Genomic DNA, 21,005 nt, shown 5'->3' with positions numbered 1-21,005 from the left:
ATGGACGAGGTCTGGCCGGAGGCGCAGGCTAACATCGCCGCCGAACTCGGCACCGGCATGCCAGACGCAGTGGTGTTTGCCCCCAACACGCACGACTTTATCATCCGCCTCGTCGCCGCAGCGCCGCGATCCGGGCCAGCGGTTCGAATTCTGACGACCGACGGCGAATTCCACAGTGCGCGACGGCAATTCGCGCGTTGGGAAGAGAGTGGGGAGGCGGTCATCGACCGAGTCCCGTGCGAGCCCTTCGAAACATTGTCGGACCGATTCCTGGAGTCGGCACAACAAGGCGGCCACGACCTGATCTTCATCAGCCAGGCCCTGTTCGGCAGCGGCCGACGGTTCGACCGGGTTGACCAGCTTGCCTCGCTTGCAAGGCCCGAAGGCTCCTGGGTGGTGATCGACGGCTATCACGCCTTCATGGCGATCGAAGCGCCTTTCGACGAGGTCGCCGCGGAATCTGCTTTCTACCTTGGCGGTGGGTACAAATATGCGATGTCCGGGAGGGTTGCGCCTTCCTCCATGCGCCGTCGGGCTTTGGCGCCCGTCCGCCAATCACCGGCTGGTTCGCGGAATTCGAAGACCTTACCCTGCCGCCAGGATCCGTCGGCTACCGCAAGGACGCGATGCGGTTCATGGGCGCGACATTCGATCCTTCGGGACTGTACCGGTTCAATGCCGTTCGCCGAATGCTGGACGAGAATGGGCTGACCACATCGCGGATCTCAGCGCATGTCAGCCGGCTGCAGGAGCATCTGCTCGATGCAGTCCAAGGCACAGCCTTCAACAGGGTCGAACGGCTGAATGGGCCGGGTGACGCGCGTTTCCTGGCGTTTCGGACCCCAAGTGCAAAGCGCTGGTCGGACGAACTGCTCTCTCGAAACTGCATCACCGACGTGCGCGGAGACGTGTTGCGGATTGGGCTTGCGCTGTACCACGACGAGGAAGACGTGGAAGCTTTCGCCGAACTGGCGAAGGGCCTGGCCTAAGGCTTCAGACCTCGGCGGATGAGCTGGTTTGCAACGCGGGTGACCTCCGCCGGCGAGTCCTCGCCCCAGACACCGAAACGTAGACCCAGAAACACGTTCATGCCCATGATCGCCCAGGCCTCGACCTCGGTTGCGAGTGGCGAGTCAACCTTCACCACTTCACCTTTGTCCTTTCCGGCCTGAAGGCGGGCGGCGATGCGCTCGGCTGTGGTCATGTAATGCTTCCGAAAGCCATCCGGATCGACGAACTCGGCTTCGTCGATGATCCGGTAAACCTGACGGTGCGTCGCTACGAACCGAAGGAAGGACTCGAGCGCGAGACCCTCCGCTTCGAGTGCTCCTGATGCCGACTGTAGCACAGGCGCGACGTGATCGCGGACCTGAGCGGACATGTCGCGAACCACCTCCTGGAACACCGCCTCCTTGCTGTCGAAGTAAGTGTAGAAGGTCCCGAGTGCGACGCGCGCCCGGCTGGTAATCCCGACGATGGACCCTTCCGAAAAGCCCTTTTCACCGAACTCTTCCAACGCTGCGTCGAGGATCTTTCGAAGCGTCCTTTCTCCACGCGCGGTGCGGGGCGCCTTGCCGTCGCTCGCTGGACTGGAAGATTCAACGGCGCGCGTGGCCGCAGCCTCGCCAGCAGAACCATCCGCTTCCCGCGTCCCGGCCAATCTTGTCCCCCTCGGATCACCGGCCAATCAAACAAAGTTGAAACCCGGTTCAGGTTTCAGTATTACCGATGCTTGAACGCTGCGCAACCATCATAGCGCGGCGGGAGAGGGACATCAAATGATTCGCGCCGACCGCTATGGACGCCTGTTGCTCGCAGGTGTTGCCGGACTTGCCATCGCCACGCCGACCTGGGCGCAGACTGCGGAGCAGACGACTGCCGAAGCGCAGCAGCAAGCTCCGGGACCGGAGGCGACCACTGCCACAAACGACGAAGGCCAGGATTCGGCAACGGGTGAAATCGTCGTCACCGCCCGCCGCACCGACGAGCGGCTGCAGCGCGTCCCTCCTCTATTTCGGCCTTCAACGAACGCGCGCTCGATCGCATCCAGGCGACCGACACGACTGGCCTGCAAGGCGCGGTTCCGAACCTGAACATCGTCCAGGGTCGCGGATCGTCCAACGCCACCAACATCTACATTCGCGGCATCGGTCAGCCGGACGCGCTGCAGACCTTCGACCCGGCGGTCGGCGTCTATGTCGATGACGTCTATCTGTCGCGCATCCGCGGCAACCAGCTCGACTTGCTCGACGTCGAGCGGATCGAGGTGCTGCGTGGCCCTCAAGGCACGCTGTATGGTAAGAACACCATCGGCGGCGCGATCAAGTTCGTGTCGCGGAAGCCCGGCGACGAGCTTCGCGCGGAAGCCAGCGCAACGCTCGGCTCCTACACGCAGCTCGACCTGCGCGGAAACATCTCGGGCCGCTTGGGGAAGGCGTCTCGGCCGGAGTGTCGATCATGCGCTCGGTGCGCGACGGCTTCGTCGACGATCGCAACGACAAGCGCGAATATAACGACCGGGATTCTTTCGGCATCCGCACAGCGTTTGCCTTCACGCCTTCGAGCAAGGTGCGGCTCGACCTGGCGGTGGATTACAGCAAGGACGATGCCTCGCTGAACGTCGGTCGCCCCATCAACAATCTCGTCACCTTCTCTGGCGGCGTCCTGGTCGTCACCGATCCCGTCGGCTCCGGAAAGTACAAGTGGAAGGGCGAGACAACGCCAGGCCTCCCCAATTCGACCAAGCTCAAGCATTACGGATTTGCGGGTACTGCGGCTTTCGATCTAACCGACAATCTGACGCTGAAGTCGATCACCGCTTACCGGGTCCTCAAGACCGACGACTACATCGACATTGACGCGACACGGTATGAAGTGGGCGACGTCTTCGTTGGCGTCGATCAGGATCAGGTCAGCCAGGAATTCCAGCTCGCCTACACGGGCGAAAAGCTGAGCGCGGTCGGCGGCCTCTATTACCTCAACGAGAACGTGGATTCCCATCAGGAAGCCTATGCCGACGACCTGCTCGGCCCGGCGTTCTTCAACAGCGGCTTCCTCCGCACCATCGACGATAAGCTCAACACCAAAAGTTACGCCGCATACGCGAATGCTACGTACGAGATCGTGCCGACGGTGCGGCTGTCCGCAGGCATCCGCCACACCGAGGAAAAGAAGGATTACTGGCGCACGACCAGCACGTTCTTCTCGCTGCTGCCGGCCTTCAACGCGACCTACGTCTTCGCCCCGCCGAAGGCCAAATGGCACGACACGTCGCCGATGGTCAGCCTGGATTGGCAGGCGACGCCGGACACGATGCTCTATGCGCGCGTCGCGAAGGGATTTAAGTCCGGCGGCTTCAACGGCCGCGCCAATACGGTGGCAGAATCGACCAAGTACGATCCGGAGACGGTCTGGTCCTATGAAGCCGGGTTCAAGTCGACGCTTGCCAAGCAGCTGCGCGTCAACGGGTCGGTCTTCTACAACGACTACAAGAACTTCCAGGCCCGCGTCTCCGGGCTCGACACCGATCCCGTCACGGGCCTGCCGTCGCCGAAGCTGTCCGTCCTCAACGCCGGCAAGCTGAGCATCAAGGGCGCTGAGCTCGAAGCGTCATGGACGCCCGTGGCGAACCTTCTGCTCGACACGCAGGTCGGGTACCTCGATTCCGAATACAAGAAGTTTGCCGATGCGCGCTTCGTCAACTTCAACGGCAGCCGGGCATTCCAGACGCCGGCGTTCGCGCCCAAATGGACGCTTCGCTTCGGAGCCCAATATACCTTCGACCTCGGCGGGCCGGGCGGTATCACCATCGGCGGCCAGACGCGCTATCGTTCGCGCCAGGCCCTCGCCGTGGACAACACGCCGGTGAATTCCAACGTGGAGATCGATGGGCTCTTCCAGAACGGCTATTGGGTTGAGGACGCGCGCATTGTCTGGGAGAATTCGTCGAAGAAGATTGCGGTCGGCCTCTATGGCAACAATCTGACCGACAGGGCCTACAAGACGGACGCCCAGGAATTCTCGAGCGTGGGGAACATCCGCACAGTCTATTACGGCAATCCGCGGACCATACAGCTCAAGCTGACGGCTCGTTACTGAGGTCGCGAAGGGCGGCGGGGCTTGTCGCCCCGCCGCTGGCCTGCCAGCGCCAACATCAATGACCGAACCGACCGCCGAAGACCGAGCACTTCGTTCACGGGTGCTGCTGCTCCTCCTCTTCGCTTACATCTTTAACTTCATCGATCGGAACATCGCGGGCGTTCTCGCAGTTCCGATTCGCGAGGAATTCAACCTCTCGGACACAGCCCTCAGTCACCTCGGCGTCGCGTTCGGAATCTTCTACGCAGTCATCGCCATTCCGATTGCCTGGGCGGCTGACCGCAAGAGCCGCGTCAACATCATCGCCGCCTCTGTCGCGCTGTGGAGCCTGTTCACGGCGGCCTGCGGCGTTGTCCAAAGCTACACGCAGTTGGTCGTCGCACGCATGGGCGTTGCGGTGGGGAGGCCGGCGGAATCGCGCCGTCCTATTCGCTCATCTCCGACTATTTTCCGCGCGAGCGCCGGTCGCGAGCACTGGCGTTCTATTCGCTGGGCATCCCTATCGGCTCCGCACTCGGTGTGTTCTTCGGCGGCTGGCTGGCGGCGCAGCTGTCATGGCGGAGCGCGTTCATCATCGTCGGCCTGCTTGGGCTGCCCGCCGCCCTCCTCATCAAGCTGCTGGTTCCGGAGCCGGAACGGGGCCGCTTCGACGCGGCGCCGGCGGTGCCGATGCCTGCGGCGGAGGTCCTTCGCACCTTGGTCAGGATCCCAGCTTCTGGCTGCTGTCCTTCGGTGCGGCGTCCGGCTCGATCCTTGGCTACGGCCTGATCTTCTGGCTGCCGAGCTTCTTCAATCGCAGCTTCGGACTCGCAGTCGATCAGGTTGGCCTGTTTTATGGCTCGATCGTGCTCGTCGGTGGAGCGCTTGGAACGTGGTTAGGCGGCGTGCTCGGCGATCGGATCGGACCGTCGCGGCCTGGCGGGTATGCCCTGATCCCTGCCGTGTGCTTCCTGGTCACCGCTCCCATGCTAGCGCTCGGCCTATTCGCCCCCAACCTTCCCTTGGCGTGGGTGTTGTTCACCATCGGTCAGATGCTCGCGCTGGCATGGCTCGGGCCGGTGATTACGGCGATCCAGCACATCGTCGTGCCGGCCATGCGGGCAACGGCATCGGCCAGCTTCCTGTTCATCAACAATCTGATCGGAATCGCGTTCGGCATCTACTTCTTCGGGTGGTTCTCGGACGCCATGAAGGCCGCTCACGGGTGGATTCGCTCAAATATTCGATCCTGTACGGGCTCGGTTTCTACCTGCTCGCCGCTGTCTTCTACCTGTTCGCCGCACGGCGTCTGAGGGACGACCTCAAGTCTTAACCTCACCTGCAAGTGGCGGAAATCTCAGGCTCATGGGCCTTCCGCTACTCCTTCCCGTACATCTACCGGAAGGTGGAACGGCGCCCTGAAAGCGTCGTTGTGACAGGGATACAAAGGAGATTCGTGATGAGGAACCTCATCCTGATAGCTGGTGTCGCGGCGCTCGCGATCACCGCGCCGGCAGCAGCGAAGCCGGACAAGGGCGGCGGCGGCCATGGCGGTGGCGGAGGCCAGCGCGCACAGCAGCAGCGCGGCAGCGGAGGCGGTGGCCAGCAGGCTCAGCGTCAACGAGGCGGTGGCGGTGGCGGTCGTCAGGTGCAGATGCAGCGCATGGACCATGGCGGCGGCCGTCAGATGCAGGCCAATCGCGGCGGCGGACAGAAGCATGACTTCCAGCGCCAAAGCGGAGGCAATCGCCAGGCGCAGCGCGTCGAGCGAAGCGGACCGCGCTTTGCGAACTTCCAGTCCGATCGCGGACACGGTGCAAAGCAGGAGCGTCGCAACGGCGGCGACCGGCACGTGGCCAATGTCCAGCCGGGTCAAGGCCGCAACGCGAACCGAATCGAACGCCAGCCTCAGCGGGTCGAGCGCCAGGCCGCTCGCGTTGATAATCGAAGCCATCGCGACGGCCGGATCGAGATTCAGAACAAGGGCGGCCGCGACGATCGGCGGTTCGCTCAGGAGCGCGGAACCTTCCGCGACAGCGTCCGTGAATTCGCCCCGGTTCGCGCTTTCGAAGACAGCCGTCGTGTTGCGTTCGTGAGCCGCGACGACTTCCGCCAGCACGCGAAGTGGCGTGATTGGAATGACGGCGATTGGGATCGCAACTACGGCTATCGCGGCATTCCGGCCGCCTATGTCGGCTGTCCTCCGGGTCTCGCCAAGAAGAGCCGGGCCTGTGTGCCGCCGGGATTGGCGCGCGAGCGCTACGTTGGTCAGGCCCTTCCGGACTATTACCGGTCCAGCTACCTGCCGCTAGGCCTGCGGGATATCTACTACGACACGCCGGACCATTATTACCGCTATGGCGACGGCTACGTTTATCGGGTCAACCGGGGCGACAATCTGATCTCGGCACTGCTGCCGCTGATCGGCGCCGGCTACGGCGTTGGGCAGTACTTCCCGTACTACAACGAGCCCGGCTACTATGTGCCGAGCTATTACCAGTCGTTCTACCCGGACACGCCGTACGATTATTATCGATATGACGACGGCTATGTGTATCGGGTCGATGCCGGGAGCGGCTACATCGAGGACGTCATCCCGCTCCTCGATCGCGGCTACGGGATCGGGCAGATGATGCCGGCCGGGTACAGCTATTACAACGTGCCGTACCAGTATCGCGATTACTACCCGGACACGGCGGACTATTCGTACCGCTACGCTCCGGGTGCGATCTACCAGGTCGACCGCGACAGCCAGCTGATCACGGCGATTGCGACGCTGCTGACGGGCGGCCTGTCCGTGGGCCAGCCGCTTCCGCCGGCCTATTCGGTCTACAACGTGCCGATCGATTATCGCGACCGGTACTACGATCGGCCGGACGCCTGGTACCGCTATAGCGACGGCTACATCTACCAGGTCGATCCGACGACCCAGTTGATCACGGCGATGGTCCAGGCGCTCGTCTAATTGACGGCCGATGGATCGCTTGCGGCCCGGCATGCGTTGCCGGGCCGTTTCGCCTTCACAACGGAAATCAGGAGGAAGGCAATGACCTTCAGAATGCTAGCTGTGACCACGGCCGCGCTCGCTCTGGCGATTGGCGGCTGCAACAAGACCGACAATACCAATAGCTCCGCCCCGGATCAGCCGGCGCAGGCCGCGAAGGCCGCTGGCGACCAGACGATCTCGGCGGCGCTGGACAAGAATGGGCGCTTCTATCAGGCCGCCCATTCCGCCGGTTTGGACTCCACCCTGGCGGGTCCAGGCCCCTACACCGTACTGGTTCCCAAGGATGATGCCTTCTCAAAGGTCGACGGTGCGCTGAAGGACGCGGCCAATCCGGAGAACCGGGCCGAGCTGACTCGAGTCCTGACCTATCACATCCTTCCGGGCACGGTTCTGATCGAAGACCTCGGCAAGGCGGTCGACAATGGCAAGGGTAAGGCGCTCGTGCAGACGATGAACGGGCAGACGCTCACAGCCACGAAGGACGGCGCCAAGGTCGTCCTTACGGACGCTGTCGGGAACAAGGCGACCATTGTCGATGGAGACCAGAAGCGGTCCAACGGTGTCGTCCAGTACGTCGATACGGTGCTGATGCCTGCCGCGGCTTCGAAAGCGCCGGCCAAGTCCTGACATGTGAGTGGCGGCTTGCGCTCGCGAGCCGCCATTCTTGGCTTCCAAGCTACGGAACGCTCGCTATAAACGAGTGCTGATACCGGCATGATTGGGGGCAGGGCGACGCATGAAGGCGACGATTGAACGGGCGACACTCCTCAAGAGCCTGAGCCACGTCCAGTCGGTCGTGGAGCGTCGCAACACCATTCCGATCCTGTCGAACGTGCTCATCGAGGCGCGCGACGACGGGTCGATCCGTCTGATGGCCACCGACCTCGACCTGCAAGTCGATGAGAGCGTTCCTGCCAACGTCGCAACGGCGGGTGCTACGACCGTATCCGCCCACACCTTGTTCGACATCGTCCGCAAGCTTCCGGACGGCAGCCAGGTCGAGCTCAACGCCGCCGATGGGAAGATGCAACTGTCTGCCGGGCGGGCACGCTTCAACCTCTCGACGCTGCCGCGCGACGATTTCCCGGTCATTGCCGAGGGCGACCTGCCGACGCGGTTTGAGCTTCCGGCCGCGACGCTCCGCCAGATCATCGACAAGACCCGGTTCGCCATCTCGACCGAAGAAACCCGATATTACCTGATGGGCATCTTCCTCCATGTCGCCGACGATCAGCTGAAAGCTGCCGCGACCGACGGGCACCGCCTTGCCCGCGTGACCGTGGCCAAGCCGGATGGCGCCGACGGCATGCCTGACGTCATTGTCCCTCGGAAGTGCGTCGCCGAGCTTCGCAAGCTGCTTGAGGAGCTCGAGGGTACCGTCGAAGTGTCGATGTCGCCGACCAAGATCCGCTTCGGTCTTGGCAGCGCGGTGCTGACCAGCAAGCTGATCGACGGCACCTTCCCGGACTATAATCGGGTTATTCCGACCGCGAACGACAAGTTGCTGAAGCTCGACCCGAAGAGCTTCGCTCAGGGCGTCGATCGCGTCTCGACGATCGCCAGCGAGAAGACGCGCGCCGTGAAGATGGCGGTCGACCGCGACAAGGTGACGCTGTCGGTGACGTCGCCGGAAGCCGGAACGGCGACCGAGGAGATCGCGGCCGACTATGGCGCCGACGGCCTCGAGATCGGCTTCAACGCGCGCTACCTGCTCGACATCCTTGGCGAAATTGACGGGGACACCGTCGAGGTCCATCTCGCCGACGCCGCCGCGCCGACGCTCCTGCGCGAGAACGACAAGAGCTCGGCACTCTATGTCCTGATGCCGATGCGGGTGTGAATCACTCCGTAGGGGCACAGTATAGGAATCTGATAGTCGGGCTCTTGCTTGGCAGCCTCGCTTGCGAGGCATCGGCAGCGCCTGTCGCACCACCGGCCGTGATTAGTCCGGCGCCCATCGATCCCGCGGCTAAGGCTGCGGCGCTTCGGTTAGCCGGCATTCTCTATTCGGAGCGGTCACAGGCTGCGGTGGCGGAACGGATCGCCGACGGCGAACTTTCGGCGGCTTTCCGCGCAAATTCGGACTTGCAATTTCTCGATAAGGAATACCCGGGTTCACAGAGGCTATCCTTCGCGAGATGAAGCCCGCCTTGGTGCGTTTCACGATCAAGGAGCTTCCGGCTTATCATGAGCGGGTCGCGGACCTGATTTCCTCGCGTCTCAATGCCGCCGAAATTGAGGACCTGACGAAATTCTATCTCACCCCGACCGGTCAAAAACTTCTGAACGGGATGCAGCAGAATGCGACCGTCGGGGCGACTCTGAGCGAGGTCATGGCCGATCCCGATAAGCCCACAAGTTATGCGGCGGTCGCGGCGGACCACAAGGCAAGCACGGAAGCGGCAACGAAGCTGATCGACGAGAGCGACCAACCGGCGCTCAAGGAATTTGCGATGAAGCCCTATTTCACGCGCGTTGCGATGATGGCACCGGCGATGCGCAAGCTTGAGCAGGATTTCTCGAACGAACCCGCGCCAGAGTTCGAAGCTGAGATCGAAGCGATCATGACCGCGACACTCGCGAAGTTTGAGGCTGCGAAGAAGAAGTAGGACATGATCTGCCGGGTCTGGCGCGGATGGGCGACGCTCGAGAATGCCGAAGCCTATGAGCGTGTCGTTCGCGAGGACGTGATCCCGGGCATCGAAGCACGGCGGATCCCGGCTTTCATCACATCGACCTGATGAGGCGCGACCTTGGAAATGAGGTCGAGTTCATGACGTGCATGTGGTTCGACAGTATCGACGCAATCAAGGCTTTCGTGGGCGAGGATTACAGCGTTAGTCATGTGCCCGCCGCCGCTCAGGCAGTGCTGTTGAGATTCGATGCGCGCGCCGCACACTTCGAGGTTCTCGACCGCAGGGCTCAGTAGCTGGTCATTGCGAGCTTAGCGAAGCAATCCAGTTTGCGTTGCTGGATTGCTTCGTCGTTCTACTCCTCGCAATGACAGTAATGTGCCGGTCAGTCGCCTAACCCTTACCGACTTTCGATCCTACCCATCGGCACTGATTGAGCCGGGGGCTGGCTTTGTCCTTCTGTCGGGCGAGAATGGGGCGGGGAAGACGAACCTGCTCGAAGCGGTGTCGCTGCTGAGTCCTGGTCGCGGCCTGCGGGGTGCGGCGCTTTCCGACATGGCCAGGATCGGCGGAGAGGGCGGCTTCGCGGTCGCAGCCAGGCTCGCTGAGGCCGATATCGGCACTGGGACCGTTCCGACAGCTCCGGAACGCCGACAGGTTCGGATCAATTCCGCCCTGCTTCGGTGAACTCGCTGAGCGAACGGCTGTCCGTGCTCTGGCTGACACCGGCCATGGATCGGCTCTTCCTCGGCTCTGCAGGCGACCGGAGACGCTTCCTCGATCGCCTGGTTCTCGCCCTGCAGCCGAGCCACGCGCACCACTCCTCTAGGTACGAGGCGGCCATGCGGTCGCGAAACAAGCTTCTGGCGGACGACCGTATCCCGGACCCGTCGTGGCTTGCTGCCCTCGAACAGCAGATGGCGGAACATGGAGCCTCAATCGGAGATGCGCGCGCGCATACAGTTGCGGAGCTCGAACGCCGGCTGGAAGAGAGTCCGGAGGATGAATTCGCGAGGGCTTCAATTCAGATCGGCGGCTGGGAGCAGGCCGACCTGGCAGAGCAGCTGCGACAAGCTCGCGGTCGCGACGCCGCTGCCGGGCGAGCCACCGTCGGCCCCACCGCCAGGATCTCCTCGTCCTGCATCGTGCCAAGCAGATGGACGCAGCACGATCCTCGACCGGTGAACAGAAAGCGCTGCTGCTGGGGCTGGTGCTTGCACATGCCGAACTGGTCACCGAGCGACGCGGCGAACCACCCATCCTTCTTCTAGATGAAGTCGCCGCTCACCTGGATCCGAAGCGGCGCGCGGCCTTGTTTGCCCGTCTCGAAGGGCGGGGGCAGGTGTGGATGACGGCGACTGAGGCGGCACTGTTCGAAGGCGTCGGGACCGCGACCCGCTTCCATGTCGAAGGCGGCTCAGTGAGCGCATCCTAGACTTTTCGCGCTTTTGAGCTATATTGCACCGCAGCACGAAGCGCTTTTCCAAGCGGCGTGAACGTCCGGACGAGATCCGGGACCGGCCCGCGCTTCGACCGATTTTGCTCTCCAATTCACGCGGGGCGCTTTTTTGACCCCTTCGGACCGCGCGGTTTGCGCGGCCGTACAATATTGGAATTTCCATTGTCATTTCATAACCTTGGGCTGTCCAAGCCCCTTCTCGACGCGCTCGCGGCAAAGAATTATTCGCAAGCGACGCCGATCCAGACCCAGGCGATCCCGACGGTTCTCACGGGCCGCGATCTCCTCGGCATTGCCCAGACGGGCACCGGCAAGACGGCGGCGTTCATGCTGCCGTCGCTCGACCGTCTCGCGGCCAATCGCAACATCCCGAAGCCAGGCCAGATCCGCATGCTGGTGCTTGCCCCGACCCGCGAGCTTGCCTCGCAGATCGCCGCGAGCGCCGAAACCTACGGCCGCTTCATGCGCCTGTCGGTCGGCGTCATCTTCGGCGGCGTTCCCAACTCGAAGAGCGTCCGCACGGTTTCGCGCGGTCTCGACGTGCTCGTCGCGACCCCGGGCCGCCTGCTCGATCTGATCGATCAGCGTGCGCTCAGCCTTCGCGAGCTCGAAATCCTCGTCCTCGACGAGGCTGACCAGATGCTCGACCTCGGCTTCATCCATGCGCTGAAGCGGATTGTTGCCTTGGTTCCGGCCAAGCGCCAGACTCTGTTCTTCTCGGCCACGATGCCGCGGGCGATCAAGGAGCTGGCCGACAAGTATCTGACCAACCCGGCCGAAGTCGCCGTGACCCCGGTCGCGAAGACTGCCGATCGCATCGGCCAGGCCGTTGTGATGGTCAATCAGCCGGAAAAGACCGCGCTTCTGACCATCTTCCTGCAGTCGGAAAAGACCGAGCGCACACTCGTGTTCAGCCGTACGAAGCATGGCGCCGACAAGATCGTCCGCATGTTGAGCGCGGCGGGGATCTCCGCGAACGCGATCCACGGCAACAAGAGCCAGTCGCAGCGCGAGAAGGCGATCCGCGAGTTCAAGTCGGGCGAGGTTTCGGTGCTGATTGCCACCGACATTGCCGCGCGCGGGATCGACATCCCGGGTGTCAGCCACGTCATCAACTACGACCTGCCCGAAGTCCCCGAGCAGTACGTCCACCGCATCGGCCGGACGGCTCGCGCCGGGGCCGAGGGGAAGGCCCTTGCCTTCTGCTCGCCCGATGAGCGCGGCCTGCTGCGCGACATCGAGCGGCTAACGCGACTGAAGATCGACGTTGCTCCGCTTCCGGCGAACTTCCTCGAGACTGCGGAGAAGCTTAAGCGTCTCAAGCCGGCACCGAAGAAGGTCGAGGACCAGCCTCGCCGTGCGTCGCATGGTTTCAAGGCGGATCGCCGTGCTGACGGCCAGCGGCGCGATCAGCGCAATGAGCGCCAGCGTCATCCGCATCGCGGCGAGGGGCATGCCGCTCACCGATCCTCGGCTCAGGATCGCAATGGCCAGCGGCGTGACGATCAGCGTGGCGACGGCAGCCGTTCGTCCTACCGGCCCGAGGCCTATCGTGAAGCCGACGCGGGTCCGCGTCAGTCTCGTCCGAACGACACGCGCGGTCCGTCCCGTCCGGACGGTGGCCGTCCTCATGGGAAGTTCCACGGCCGTCGCGGCCGACCGGGCGGCCCGCGCCGCGCGCAGGGCTAGTTCGCGTAGGCCTTGATCAGGTCGAACAGATAATCGCGGCCGACATAGAGCGAGCGGACTTCGATCCGCTCGTTCAAGCCGTGCACGCCATTGCCGTCGGGGTCGCCCCAGATCCCGGGAACCCGTAGGTCGGAATGCCGACAGCACCCAGGAAGGTCGCGTCGGTGTAGCCGTTGGCCATGGCCGGCACGACCGGAACGCCGGGGAAATATTTGGCCGCAACCTTCTTGGCCGGCCCCATCACCTTGGGATCGAGCGGTGGCGCCGGCGGTGACGGCCGAAGCGGCGGAATAGCCGTCACGGTCACGCCGGGATCGCCGATGACCTTCGACAATTCCTCGCCAATCGATGCCACCGAATGTCCGGGAAAGATCCGGCAGTTGACGTAGGCGCCCGCGCGCTGTGCGAGTGCGTTCTTCGCATGACCGCCGTCGAGCATCGTCGCGACGCAGGTCGTCCGCAGGTTGGAGTGGAGGAACGGGTCCTTGTTGACGACGGCCTCCGCCGCTTTGTCCGCGGGGTTGGCAGAAAGCGCCACCATCGCCGCGCCGATCTCATCCTTCCGACCCGCGCCGGCCTCACGGAAGTAGGCCCGCGTGGTTTCCGTCATCTCCAGCGGGAATTCGTACGCCTCCAACTTCACGAGGCCGTGAGCGAGCTGATAGATGGCGTTGTCCGGTCGCGGCACCGAGCTGTGCCCGCCGGGGTTGCGGGTTTCGAGACGGAACGTGCCGAAGGTCTTTTCGCCGACCTGCATCGCCTGCTCGACGACCTTGCCCTTGCCGTCGGTCGATCCGCCGCCGCCTTCGTTGATGGCGAACTCGGCATCGATCAGGTCACGCTTGTTGGCGGCGAGCCACTCCGCTCCGTTGAAGGCGCCGTTGGTCTCTTCACCGCAGGTCAGCGCGATCTTCACAGTGCGCTTCGGCTTGTAGCCCGACTTCTGGAAGCGGATCAGCGTGTCGACCAGGATGGACGCCATGGCCTTGTTGTCGCTCGTCCCGCGGGCGTAGAAGTAGCCGTTCTCCTCAATCAGGGCGAATGGATCGCGAGTCCAATCCTCCCGCTTGGCTTCCACCACGTCGATATGGGCGATGCCGAGGACCGGCTTCAGCGTCTTCGACGTGCCCGGATAGACTGCGACGAGGCCGCCTTCCTTCGGATGCGCAGGATCCGCAAAAAGGGTGATCTGACTCTCCGGGAGCCCGGCCGCCTTCAGCCGCGCGGCCATACGCTCGGCAGCGAGGGTGCAGCTGCCGCTGCTCAGCGTCGTGTTGGTCTCGACCAGCTCCTTATAGAGTGCGCGAAACTCGGTCTGATCCAGTCGCGGGCTTGGGCCGAGACGGCAGAAGCGGTGAATGCAAACGCAATTGCGGCAGCGGATTTGATCATCTGGCCCCCGGTTTCGGCCGCCTTCGATCAGCAGCGGCAGCAAGCTTCACTTTTCGAGGCTCCCACGCAAGCAGAAGCTCGAAATTCCGCCGATTATTCCTATATCAGGGAGGACTGACTCACGCGCGCGTACGCGCACGCGCGAATTCGTGGGACTTTCGCGGCTTTTCACCTTATCCCGGATATCATGGCAACCGACCCCAACAGCAATTCCTATGGCGCCGATAGCATCAAGGTCCTCAAGGGCCTCGACGCGGTGCGCAAGCGTCCCGGCATGTACATCGGCGACACCGATGACGGATCCGGCCTCCACCACATGGTCTTCGAGGTCAGTGACAATGCCATCGATGAAGCGCTTGCAGGCCACTGCGACAGGATTCTGATTACGCTCAATCCGGACGGTTCCGTTTCGGTCGACGACAATGGCCGCGGAATCCCCACCGGAATTCACGCGGAAGAAGGTGTCTCGGCGGCCGAGGTCATCATGACCCAGCTTCATGCCGGCGGTAAGTTCGAGAACACGTCGGACGACAATGCCTACAAGGTGTCGGGCGGCCTCCACGGCGTCGGCGTGTCGGTCGTCAACGCGCTTAGCGAATGGCTCGATCTCACCATCTGGCGGGACGGCGAAGAGCATTACATGCGCTTCCGCCACGGCGAGGCCGAGGCTCCGCTCAAGGTTGTCGGCAAGACCGATCGCCGCGGAACCCGGGTGACCTTCCTGCCAAGCCCCGAAACCTTCAAGATCACCGATTTTGACTTCGACAGGCTCGAGCATCGCTTCCGCGAACTCGCCTTCCTGAACTCGGGCGTGAGGCTCCGTCTGCAGGACGCTCGGCACGACGAGCTGAAGGAAGTGGAGATGCATTACGAAGGCGGAATCGCAGCCTTCGTGAAATATCTCGACCGGGCCAAGACTCCACTGATCCCGGACCCGATCTCGGTCACCGGGCAGCGCGACGACATCGGCATCGAAGTCGCGCTCGAATGGAACGACAGTTACTACGAGCAGGTCCTCTGCTTCACGAACAACATTCCACAGCGCGACGGCGGCACGCACCTTGCGGCTTTCCGCGCGGCACTGACCCGGACGCTCAACAACTATGCAGACAAGTCGGGCGTCTTGAAGAAAGAGAAGATCAGCCTCGCCGGCGAGGACATGCGCGAGGGCCTTACCGGCATCGTGTCGGTGAAACTTCCCGACCCGAAGTTCAGCTCGCAGACCAAGGACAAGCTCGTTTCATCCGAAGTCCGTCAGCCGCTCGAAAGCCTGATCGCCGACAAGCTCGCAGAATGGCTGGAGGAGAATCCGGCTCACGCGCGGACGATTGTCCAGAAGATCATTGACGCCGCTGCTGCACGCGAAGCCGCCCGCAAGGCCCGCGAGGCCAGTCGCAAGTCGGTGATGGGCATCGCCTCATTGCCCGGCAAGCTGCACGACTGCTCGGAACGCGATCCGGCCAAGTCCGAGCTTTTCCTCGTCGAGGGTGACAGCGCCGGCGGCTCCGCCAAGCAGGGTCGCGATAGCAAGTATCAGGCGATCCTGCCGCTGAAGGGCAAGATCCTGAACGTCGAGCGTGCGCGCTTCGACCGCATGCTGTCGTCCAAGGAAATCGGGACGATGATCCAGGCGCTCGGCACGGGCATCGGCCGCGAAGAGTTCAACCTCGAGAAGCTGCGCTATCACAAGATCGTCCTGATGACCGATGCCGACGTCGACGGCGCGCACATCCGGACTTTGTTGCTGACCTTCTTTTACCGGCAGATGCCGGAGCTGATCGAAGCAGGGCACCTCTTCATCGCCCAGCCGCCGCTGTACAAGGTCGCTCGCGGCCGGTCGGAAGTTTACCTCAAGGACGATGCGGCGCTCGACGAATATCTCGTCGATGCCGGCCTGGACGGCTTAGTGCTGGAAGCGGCCGACGGCCAGCGGAGCGGGCAAGACCTGCGTGCCCTTGTCGACCATGCCCGTCGCATGCGGACCCTGATGCGCTACGCCCCGCGCAAATATGATCCGGCGATCATCGAAGCGCTGGCGATCAACGGCGCGCTGAAGCCGAACCTCGACGAAGCCGGGCAAAAGGCAGCGATCGCCAAGGTCGGGGAATGGCTCGGCCGGGCGGATCTCGAAGCGCAATGGTCGGGCGAGCTCGCGGCTGAGGGTGGTTATCTGCTCAAGCGGCTGTGGCGCGGCGTGACCGATGCGCACATCATCGAGAAGAGCTTCCTCATCTCGGCGGAAGCCCGCAAGCTGGCGACGCTCGCTGGCGAGCAGGCTGCGGTCTATTCGGCGCCGTCGGTGCTCAAGACGCTGAAGAAGGGCGCGGTCACCGAGGAGCAGAAGCCCGAGCCGATCGAAGGCGTAGAAACCGAAGATCAGCCGGAGGAGGCGGAGACCAAGGGCAAGACGGTCCCGGTTAGCCGCCCGTCCGAGATGCTCGATGCGGTTCTCGCGGCCGGCCGGAAGGGACTCAGCATCCAGCGCTATAAAGGTCTGGGCGAGATGAATGCGGAGCAGCTTTGGGAGACGACGCTCGACCCCTCCAATCGCTCGCTCCTTCGCGTCGAAGTCGCCCAGGCGGACGTCGCTGACGAGATCTTTACGCGGCTCATGGGCGACATCGTCGAACCCCGGCGGGAGTTCATCCAGGAGAACGCACTCAGCGTCGCGAACCTGGACGTCTGAGGAACTGCGGTAGCAGGATCCGGGTTGCCGCAACGTGTCCGCAGCGCCCTCGATCACCGTCGCCAGCTACAATGTGCGGAAGGCCATCGGCACGGACCGTCGCCGCAATCCGCAGCGTGTTCTCGACGTGCTGCACGAGATCGACGCGGACATCGTCGCTTTGCAGGAGGCCGACAAGAGGTTCGGCGGGCGCGGCGCGGCGGTTCCGCACGAGCTGATCGACGACCATGGCATGTACAAGCCGGTATTCTTCGGCGTGAAGCATCGCCGCGCGCTCGACCGCATGCCGGGTGGGAAGCACGTCGACTCGCTCTTGAAAATCAATACGCGGAACATGGGCTGGCACGGCAATGCCATCCTCGTGAAGCAGCATATCGGCGTTCTCGATTGCGCCGCTCTCGACCTTCCGACCTTCGAGCCTCGCGGCGCGGTGCTTGCGGAATTGCTGATCGACGAGCAGCCGGTGCGGGTCGTCGGCATGCACCTTGACCTTTCGGGCTGTGGCGGCGGCGTCAGATCCGCGCGATTCTCGACGCGGTCTCCCGGCGGCCGCAGCGCATGCCGACGATCCTGATGGGCGACACCAATGAATGGCGCGATGTCGCGGGTTGCCTGAAGGACCTTGAACCCGACTTCCACATCGCTTCGACCGGACCGAGCTTCCACTCTCGTCATCCAGTGGCGGCGCTTGATCGAATTATCGTCGACAAGGACCTGCACATTGCAGCAGCAGGCGTGCACATGAGCCCGTCTGCGCGGCGAGCATCCGATCACCTTCCTGTCTGGGCGCGACTGACGGGCTGACGTTCAGGCCGCGCCCGCGATCTTGCGCTGACGGCGGCGCTGGATCGATGAGCCGATCCCCATCGCCTCGCGATATTTGACGACGGTCCGGCGCGCGCAGTCGAAACCGCGCTGCTTGAGCAGGCCGGCGATGGCGTCGTCGCTGAGAATGTCCGCCTCACGGTCGATGATCTCGCGGATCGCCGCCTTCACGGCCTCCGCGGCCGCCCCGTCCCCTCGCCTTCGGTCGAAGCGACGCCCGACCCAAAAAAGTATTTCAGCTCGAACAGGCCACGATCGCACAGCAGGTACTTGTTCGAGGTGACACGGCTGATCGTGGACTCGTGCATCTCGATGGCTTCCGCAATTTCGCGAAGCGTCATCGGCTTCATCGCGGCCACGCCCTTTTCGAAGAAACCCTGCTGGCGCTTCACGATTTCCGACACAACCTTGACGATCGTCCGGGCGCGCTGGTCGAGCGCTTTCACCAGCCAATTCGCGCTGGCCAGGCATTCGCTCAGCCATGCGCGCGAGGTCTTGTCGCTCGGACCGCTTTTCAGCTCCTGATAGTAGCGCCGATTGACCAACAGCCGCGGCAGGGTCGCCTGATTGAGCTCGACCGCGTAGCCGCCCGGGTTTGGCGGACGATTACGTCGGGGGCCACCGCTTCGACACCCTTGCTCGAGAACTGGCAGCCGGGCTTGGGATCGTAGGCCCGAAGCTCGCGGACCATGTCGGAAAGGTCCTCGTCGTCGACTCCGCAGATCCGCTTGAGGTCGGTCATCCGGCCCTTGGCGAGGAGGTCGAGATTGTCGATCAGCCTCGCCATGGCCGGGTCGTAACGGTCGGCAGCCTTGGCCTGCAGCGCGAGACATTCGGCCAGGTCGCGGGCGCCGACGCCGGGCGGATCGAGGTCCTGGACCAGCGCGAGTGCTTCTTCGACGAATTCGACGGCTTCGTCGGTCGCTTCGGCAATGTCGCGAACCGAAACGGACAGATAGCCTGTTTCATCGAGCATTTCGGCGATGGCTCGCGCAAGGCGGCCAACTTCGCCGCCCGCACCGTGCAGCTGGTTGAGCAGGTGCTCGGCAAGCGAGTCCGCGGAATATTCCATCCGTTCGAAGTCGGGCCATCTTCCCCGCCGCCACTGCTGCTCAGCGCGACGTCTGAGTAACTGTCCGTTTCCAGCGCCTCGCTGTTCCAGTCGAAGTCGAGCGGCTGGTCGGATGTGCCGTCGGATGACACCATCAATTCGTCCGCACCGGGAGCGGCGGGGTCTTCCAATGAGTCCGCAGGAAAGTCGGCATCCCCGTCAGGCGCTGAGCTGGGCTCGTCGTCGCTGGACGAAGCCTCCAGCAATGGGTTCTTCGCCATTTCTTCGGCGATGACCGCCTCGAGCTCCATGTTCGACAGCTGAAGCAGGCGGATCGCCTGCTGAAGCTGCGGCGTCAGGACAAGTGCCTGAGTTTGCCGGATATCGAGACGTGGACCTAGCGCCATTGCGCCATCAGACTAGCGACAAAGGATTAAAGGGCGAAGCTCTCGCCAAGATAAAGTCGTCGCACTTCATGGTCCGCGACGAGCGCCTGCGGTGTGCCGGCGAAGAGTACCTGTCCGTCGTAGATGATGCAGGCGCGGTCGACGATGTCGAGAGTCTCGCGCACGTTGTGATCGGTGATCAGGACGCCGATGTCGCGTTTCTTGAGTTCGCGTACGAGCTCGCGGATGTCGGAGATCGAGATCGGGTCGATGCCCGCGAACGGCTCGTCGAGAAGCATGATCGACGGATCGGCGGCCAGGGCGCGCGCAATCTCGCAGCGCCGCCGCTCGCCGCCGGAAAGCGCCATTGCGGCAGATTCGCGAAGATGGGTGATGCCAAACTCGCCAAGCAACTGCTCCAGCCGGGCACGGCGCGCACCGGCATCCGGCTCCGCGACTTCGAGCACGGCCATGATGTTCTGCTCGACCGTGAGGCCACGGAAAATCGATGTTTCCTGCGGCAGATAGCCGAGGCCGAGGATGGCGCGCCGGTACATCGGCAGCTCGGTAATGTCCTGACCATCCAGGAAGATGCGACCGCTGTCGGGCTTCACCAGACCCATGACGGAGTAGAAGCAGGTGGTCTTGCCCGCGCCGTTCGGACCGAGCAGCCCGACGACCTCCCCGCGATGCACGTCGAGCGAAACGTCGTGTAGCACGGCGCGGCGATCATAGGCTTTGGCGATCGAGCGGACCTCGAGACCGCCTGCCGCCGCCTCCGGTTCCATCGCCGCGCGCGGCAGCGTTGCGGCTTCATTCACGGGATCAGCCGCCCTTCTTTTGCGGGACGGTGAAGTGACCGGTCACGCGACCACCGCTTTGTCCGACACCCGCCGGGCCACCGTCGATGACCGCTCGGCCCGAGTCGAGGTCGATCGTCAGCCGCTGCCCGTTGATCTGGGACCCTTCGCGCTTAAGCACGACGTTTCCGACCAGGGTGATGAGCTTGCGGTCAAGGTCGTAGATGCCGAACTCGCCCCGTGCAGTCTCCGACGGGCTCTGCACGGTCACACCGCCGCTCGCGTCGAGGCGATTGATCTGCACGCTCCCCGCGTTCGAATAAGCCACCGTCAGCCGCGCGGTTTCGAGTGTCAGCTCGTCTTGCCTGACGTGGACATTGCCGACGAAAATGGCGCGGTCGGCGCGGTCCTGGACCTCGATCCTGTCGGAGGTGACATCAATCGGAGCGTTGCTGTTGTGACCCTTTAGTGCCGACACCGGCGCATTCGCCTGGGCGAGCGCGGCTGCACCCGTCAGCAAAGCCAGCGGTGCGATCAGGAGAGGCGGCAAACGGCGCATTGTTCTCATCTGACCGCCCCTGTACGATTTTCAAGCGAGCGCGACCGTCCAGCACTACGGTTCGCCCGTCCAGATCCGCGCGCAAGCTGTCCGCCTGGAACTCTCCGAGCTCGGTGCGACCTGTGACACCGCCGTCGCTGGTGACCAAATTCTGCTTCAGATCCACAGTGACATCGCGGGTTACCAGCTGCTCGCCTTCCGGCCCAGCGACGCGGACCGGGCCCTGGACCGCCACCTTCTGCTCGTCGAGGTTGTAGCGCCCCTGGTTGGCAGCAACCGTGACTGGCCCGTTCGAAAGTCCGAATCGGGCAAGCATGCCCCAGATGTCGACGACCGGCTCATCCGACGAACGCTGGAGAGCGCGATTCGCCTCGATCTGGAACTTCTGCCCGCGATTGTCCTCGCCGACATAGCTGGCCTTTTCGACGCGCATGCGCTCGG

20 protein-coding genes and 5 pseudogenes are annotated in these 21,005 nt (G+C 63.4%); 18 read left to right on the top strand and 7 right to left on the bottom strand.

The window, feature by feature from the left end; all coding sequences use genetic code 11:
- Complete coding sequence (locus H9L15_RS17215; protein WP_223276557.1) at positions 1-711, top strand: aminotransferase class V-fold PLP-dependent enzyme; 711 nt, start codon at positions 1-3, stop codon at positions 709-711.
- Positions 690-989 (top strand): hypothetical protein, encoded by a 300-nt coding sequence (locus H9L15_RS17210; RefSeq protein WP_223276556.1) that lies wholly within the window; start codon positions 690-692, stop codon positions 987-989. The genes H9L15_RS17215 and H9L15_RS17210 overlap by 22 nt, the downstream gene beginning before the upstream one ends.
- Here the strand turns inward: H9L15_RS17210 and H9L15_RS05965 are convergent.
- Positions 986-1,660 carry a TetR/AcrR family transcriptional regulator gene (locus tag H9L15_RS05965; RefSeq protein ID WP_223276555.1) on the bottom strand — a complete coding sequence of 225 codons (675 nt, stop codon included), beginning with the start codon at positions 1,658-1,660 and terminating at the stop codon, positions 986-988. The genes H9L15_RS17210 and H9L15_RS05965 overlap by 4 nt on opposite strands.
- Before the next feature lie 118 nt (positions 1,661-1,778).
- Between H9L15_RS05965 and H9L15_RS17205 the strand changes: the two genes are divergently transcribed.
- From H9L15_RS17205 to H9L15_RS19435, 5 genes and pseudogenes are all read left to right on the top strand, one after another.
- Entirely contained in the window at positions 1,779-2,093 is a 315-nt protein-coding gene (locus H9L15_RS17205; RefSeq protein WP_223276554.1) for a hypothetical protein, read from the top strand.
- Positions 2,012-2,260: pseudogene (locus H9L15_RS17200) on the top strand (TonB-dependent receptor plug domain-containing protein); the annotation flags it as partial. The gene H9L15_RS17205 and the pseudogene H9L15_RS17200, both read left to right, overlap by 82 nt.
- Positions 2,261-2,457: 197 nt before the next feature.
- Entirely contained in the window at positions 2,458-4,098 is a 1,641-nt protein-coding gene (locus H9L15_RS05960) for a TonB-dependent receptor (RefSeq protein ID WP_223276553.1), read from the top strand.
- Positions 4,099-4,156: 58 nt separating this feature from the next.
- Positions 4,157-4,866, top strand: a pseudogene (locus tag H9L15_RS20225) (MFS transporter).
- Entirely contained in the window at positions 4,818-5,390 is a 573-nt protein-coding gene (locus H9L15_RS19435; RefSeq protein WP_317617635.1) for an MFS transporter, read from the top strand. Before H9L15_RS20225 ends, H9L15_RS19435 begins: the two are co-directional and overlap by 49 nt.
- 50 nt (positions 5,391-5,440) lie before the next feature.
- On the opposite strand, the gene H9L15_RS05950 is transcribed toward H9L15_RS19435, so the two are convergent.
- Positions 5,441-5,953, bottom strand: a complete 513-nt coding sequence (locus tag H9L15_RS05950; protein ID WP_187715509.1) for a hypothetical protein — start codon at positions 5,951-5,953, stop codon at positions 5,441-5,443.
- Between H9L15_RS05950 and H9L15_RS05945 the strand changes: the two genes are divergently transcribed.
- The 8 genes and pseudogenes from H9L15_RS05945 (at position 5,930) to H9L15_RS05915 (ending at position 12,865) form a co-directional block, all read left to right on the top strand.
- Positions 5,930-7,042 carry a hypothetical protein gene (locus H9L15_RS05945; protein WP_187715508.1) on the top strand — a complete coding sequence of 371 codons (1,113 nt, stop codon included), beginning with the start codon at positions 5,930-5,932 and terminating at the stop codon, positions 7,040-7,042. The two genes, H9L15_RS05950 and H9L15_RS05945, sit on opposite strands and share 24 nt — an antisense overlap.
- A gap of 81 nt (positions 7,043-7,123) precedes the next feature.
- Complete coding sequence (locus H9L15_RS05940) at positions 7,124-7,711, top strand: fasciclin domain-containing protein (protein ID WP_223276552.1); 588 nt, start codon at positions 7,124-7,126, stop codon at positions 7,709-7,711.
- Positions 7,712-7,820: 109 nt separating this feature from the next.
- The gene (dnaN, locus tag H9L15_RS05935; protein WP_187715506.1) at positions 7,821-8,924 is read left to right on the top strand and encodes a DNA polymerase III subunit beta; all 1,104 of its coding nucleotides are present in this window, start codon (positions 7,821-7,823) and stop codon (positions 8,922-8,924) included.
- Positions 8,925-9,222: 298 nt separating this feature from the next.
- Positions 9,223-9,693 (top strand): DUF2059 domain-containing protein, encoded by a 471-nt coding sequence (locus H9L15_RS05930; RefSeq protein WP_187715505.1) that lies wholly within the window; start codon positions 9,223-9,225, stop codon positions 9,691-9,693.
- 3 nt (positions 9,694-9,696) lie between these two features.
- On the top strand, positions 9,697-9,825 hold the full coding sequence (locus tag H9L15_RS18670; protein ID WP_262984933.1) for a hypothetical protein: 129 nt from the start codon (positions 9,697-9,699) through the stop codon (positions 9,823-9,825).
- Positions 9,825-10,013: a hypothetical protein gene (locus H9L15_RS17195; RefSeq protein WP_223276551.1), complete on the top strand. Its 189-nt coding sequence runs from the start codon at positions 9,825-9,827 to the stop codon at positions 10,011-10,013. Before H9L15_RS18670 ends, H9L15_RS17195 begins: the two co-directional genes overlap by 1 nt.
- A gap of 82 nt (positions 10,014-10,095) precedes the next feature.
- Positions 10,096-11,152, top strand: a pseudogene (recF, locus tag H9L15_RS05920) (DNA replication/repair protein RecF).
- Positions 11,153-11,338: 186 nt separating this feature from the next.
- Positions 11,339-12,865: a DEAD/DEAH box helicase gene (locus H9L15_RS05915; RefSeq protein WP_187715504.1), complete on the top strand. Its 1,527-nt coding sequence runs from the start codon at positions 11,339-11,341 to the stop codon at positions 12,863-12,865.
- Here the strand turns inward: H9L15_RS05915 and H9L15_RS05910 are convergent.
- Positions 12,862-14,257: pseudogene (locus H9L15_RS05910) on the bottom strand (M20/M25/M40 family metallo-hydrolase). The gene H9L15_RS05915 and the pseudogene H9L15_RS05910 sit on opposite strands and share 4 nt — an antisense overlap.
- A gap of 187 nt (positions 14,258-14,444) precedes the next feature.
- Between H9L15_RS05910 and gyrB the strand changes: the two are divergent.
- The 3 genes from gyrB to H9L15_RS19430 are packed head-to-tail and all read left to right on the top strand — an operon-like array spanning position 14,445 to position 17,747.
- Complete coding sequence (gene gyrB / locus H9L15_RS05905; RefSeq protein ID WP_187715503.1) at positions 14,445-16,943, top strand: DNA topoisomerase (ATP-hydrolyzing) subunit B; 2,499 nt, start codon at positions 14,445-14,447, stop codon at positions 16,941-16,943.
- A gap of 34 nt (positions 16,944-16,977) precedes the next feature.
- Positions 16,978-17,517 carry an endonuclease/exonuclease/phosphatase family protein gene (locus H9L15_RS05900; RefSeq protein WP_317617599.1) on the top strand — a complete coding sequence of 180 codons (540 nt, stop codon included), beginning with the start codon at positions 16,978-16,980 and terminating at the stop codon, positions 17,515-17,517.
- Positions 17,502-17,747: an endonuclease/exonuclease/phosphatase family protein gene (locus tag H9L15_RS19430; protein WP_317617598.1), complete on the top strand. Its 246-nt coding sequence runs from the start codon at positions 17,502-17,504 to the stop codon at positions 17,745-17,747. Before H9L15_RS05900 ends, H9L15_RS19430 begins: the two co-directional genes overlap by 16 nt.
- A gap of 3 nt (positions 17,748-17,750) precedes the next feature.
- On the opposite strand, the pseudogene rpoN reads toward H9L15_RS19430, so the two are convergent.
- The 4 genes and pseudogenes from rpoN to lptC all read right to left on the bottom strand — a co-directional run bounded on the left by rpoN (position 17,751) and on the right by lptC (position 20,997).
- Positions 17,751-19,226 (bottom strand): annotated as a pseudogene (gene rpoN / locus H9L15_RS05895) (RNA polymerase factor sigma-54).
- Positions 19,227-19,252: 26 nt separating this feature from the next.
- Positions 19,253-19,993 (bottom strand): LPS export ABC transporter ATP-binding protein, encoded by a 741-nt coding sequence (lptB, locus tag H9L15_RS05890; RefSeq protein WP_187715807.1) that lies wholly within the window; start codon positions 19,991-19,993, stop codon positions 19,253-19,255.
- Between the two features lie 37 nt (positions 19,994-20,030).
- Positions 20,031-20,483 carry an LptA/OstA family protein gene (locus tag H9L15_RS05885; protein ID WP_317617597.1) on the bottom strand — a complete coding sequence of 151 codons (453 nt, stop codon included), beginning with the start codon at positions 20,481-20,483 and terminating at the stop codon, positions 20,031-20,033.
- Complete coding sequence (lptC, locus tag H9L15_RS05880; protein ID WP_317617596.1) at positions 20,443-20,997, bottom strand: LPS export ABC transporter periplasmic protein LptC; 555 nt, start codon at positions 20,995-20,997, stop codon at positions 20,443-20,445. Before lptC ends, H9L15_RS05885 begins: the two co-directional genes overlap by 41 nt.
- Positions 20,998-21,005 lie beyond the last annotated feature (8 nt).

Origin of the sequence: Sphingomonas daechungensis (assembly GCF_014489495.1) — a bacterium.
Lineage (GTDB): Bacteria > Pseudomonadota > Alphaproteobacteria > Sphingomonadales > Sphingomonadaceae > Sphingomicrobium > Sphingomicrobium daechungense.
This window is presented reverse-complemented; position numbering and strand designations above follow the sequence as displayed.

What these genes read in the sequence shown, in the direction of transcription:
- H9L15_RS17215 (WP_223276557.1), top strand. Translation starts at nt 1, where the DNA reads ATGGACGAGGTCTGGCCGGAGGCGCAGGCTAACATCGCCGCCGAACTC.
- H9L15_RS17210 (WP_223276556.1), top strand. Translation starts at nt 690, where the DNA reads ATGCTGGACGAGAATGGGCTGACCACATCGCGGATCTCAGCGCATGTC.
- H9L15_RS17205 (WP_223276554.1), top strand. Translation starts at nt 1,779, where the DNA reads ATGATTCGCGCCGACCGCTATGGACGCCTGTTGCTCGCAGGTGTTGCC.
- H9L15_RS05960 (WP_223276553.1), top strand. Translation starts at nt 2,458, where the DNA reads ATGCGCTCGGTGCGCGACGGCTTCGTCGACGATCGCAACGACAAGCGC.
- H9L15_RS05940 (WP_223276552.1), top strand. Translation starts at nt 7,124, where the DNA reads ATGACCTTCAGAATGCTAGCTGTGACCACGGCCGCGCTCGCTCTGGCG.
- dnaN (WP_187715506.1), top strand. Translation starts at nt 7,821, where the DNA reads ATGAAGGCGACGATTGAACGGGCGACACTCCTCAAGAGCCTGAGCCAC.
- H9L15_RS05930 (WP_187715505.1), top strand. Translation starts at nt 9,223, where the DNA reads ATGAAGCCCGCCTTGGTGCGTTTCACGATCAAGGAGCTTCCGGCTTAT.
- H9L15_RS18670 (WP_262984933.1), top strand. Translation starts at nt 9,697, where the DNA reads ATGATCTGCCGGGTCTGGCGCGGATGGGCGACGCTCGAGAATGCCGAA.
- H9L15_RS17195 (WP_223276551.1), top strand. Translation starts at nt 9,825, where the DNA reads ATGAGGCGCGACCTTGGAAATGAGGTCGAGTTCATGACGTGCATGTGG.
- gyrB (WP_187715503.1), top strand. Translation starts at nt 14,445, where the DNA reads ATGGCAACCGACCCCAACAGCAATTCCTATGGCGCCGATAGCATCAAG.
- H9L15_RS19430 (WP_317617598.1), top strand. Translation starts at nt 17,502, where the DNA reads ATGCCGACGATCCTGATGGGCGACACCAATGAATGGCGCGATGTCGCG.
- lptB (WP_187715807.1), bottom strand. Translation starts at nt 19,993, where the DNA reads ATGGAACCGGAGGCGGCGGCAGGCGGTCTCGAGGTCCGCTCGATCGCC.
- lptC (WP_317617596.1), bottom strand. Translation starts at nt 20,997, where the DNA reads ATGCGCGTCGAAAAGGCCAGCTATGTCGGCGAGGACAATCGCGGGCAG.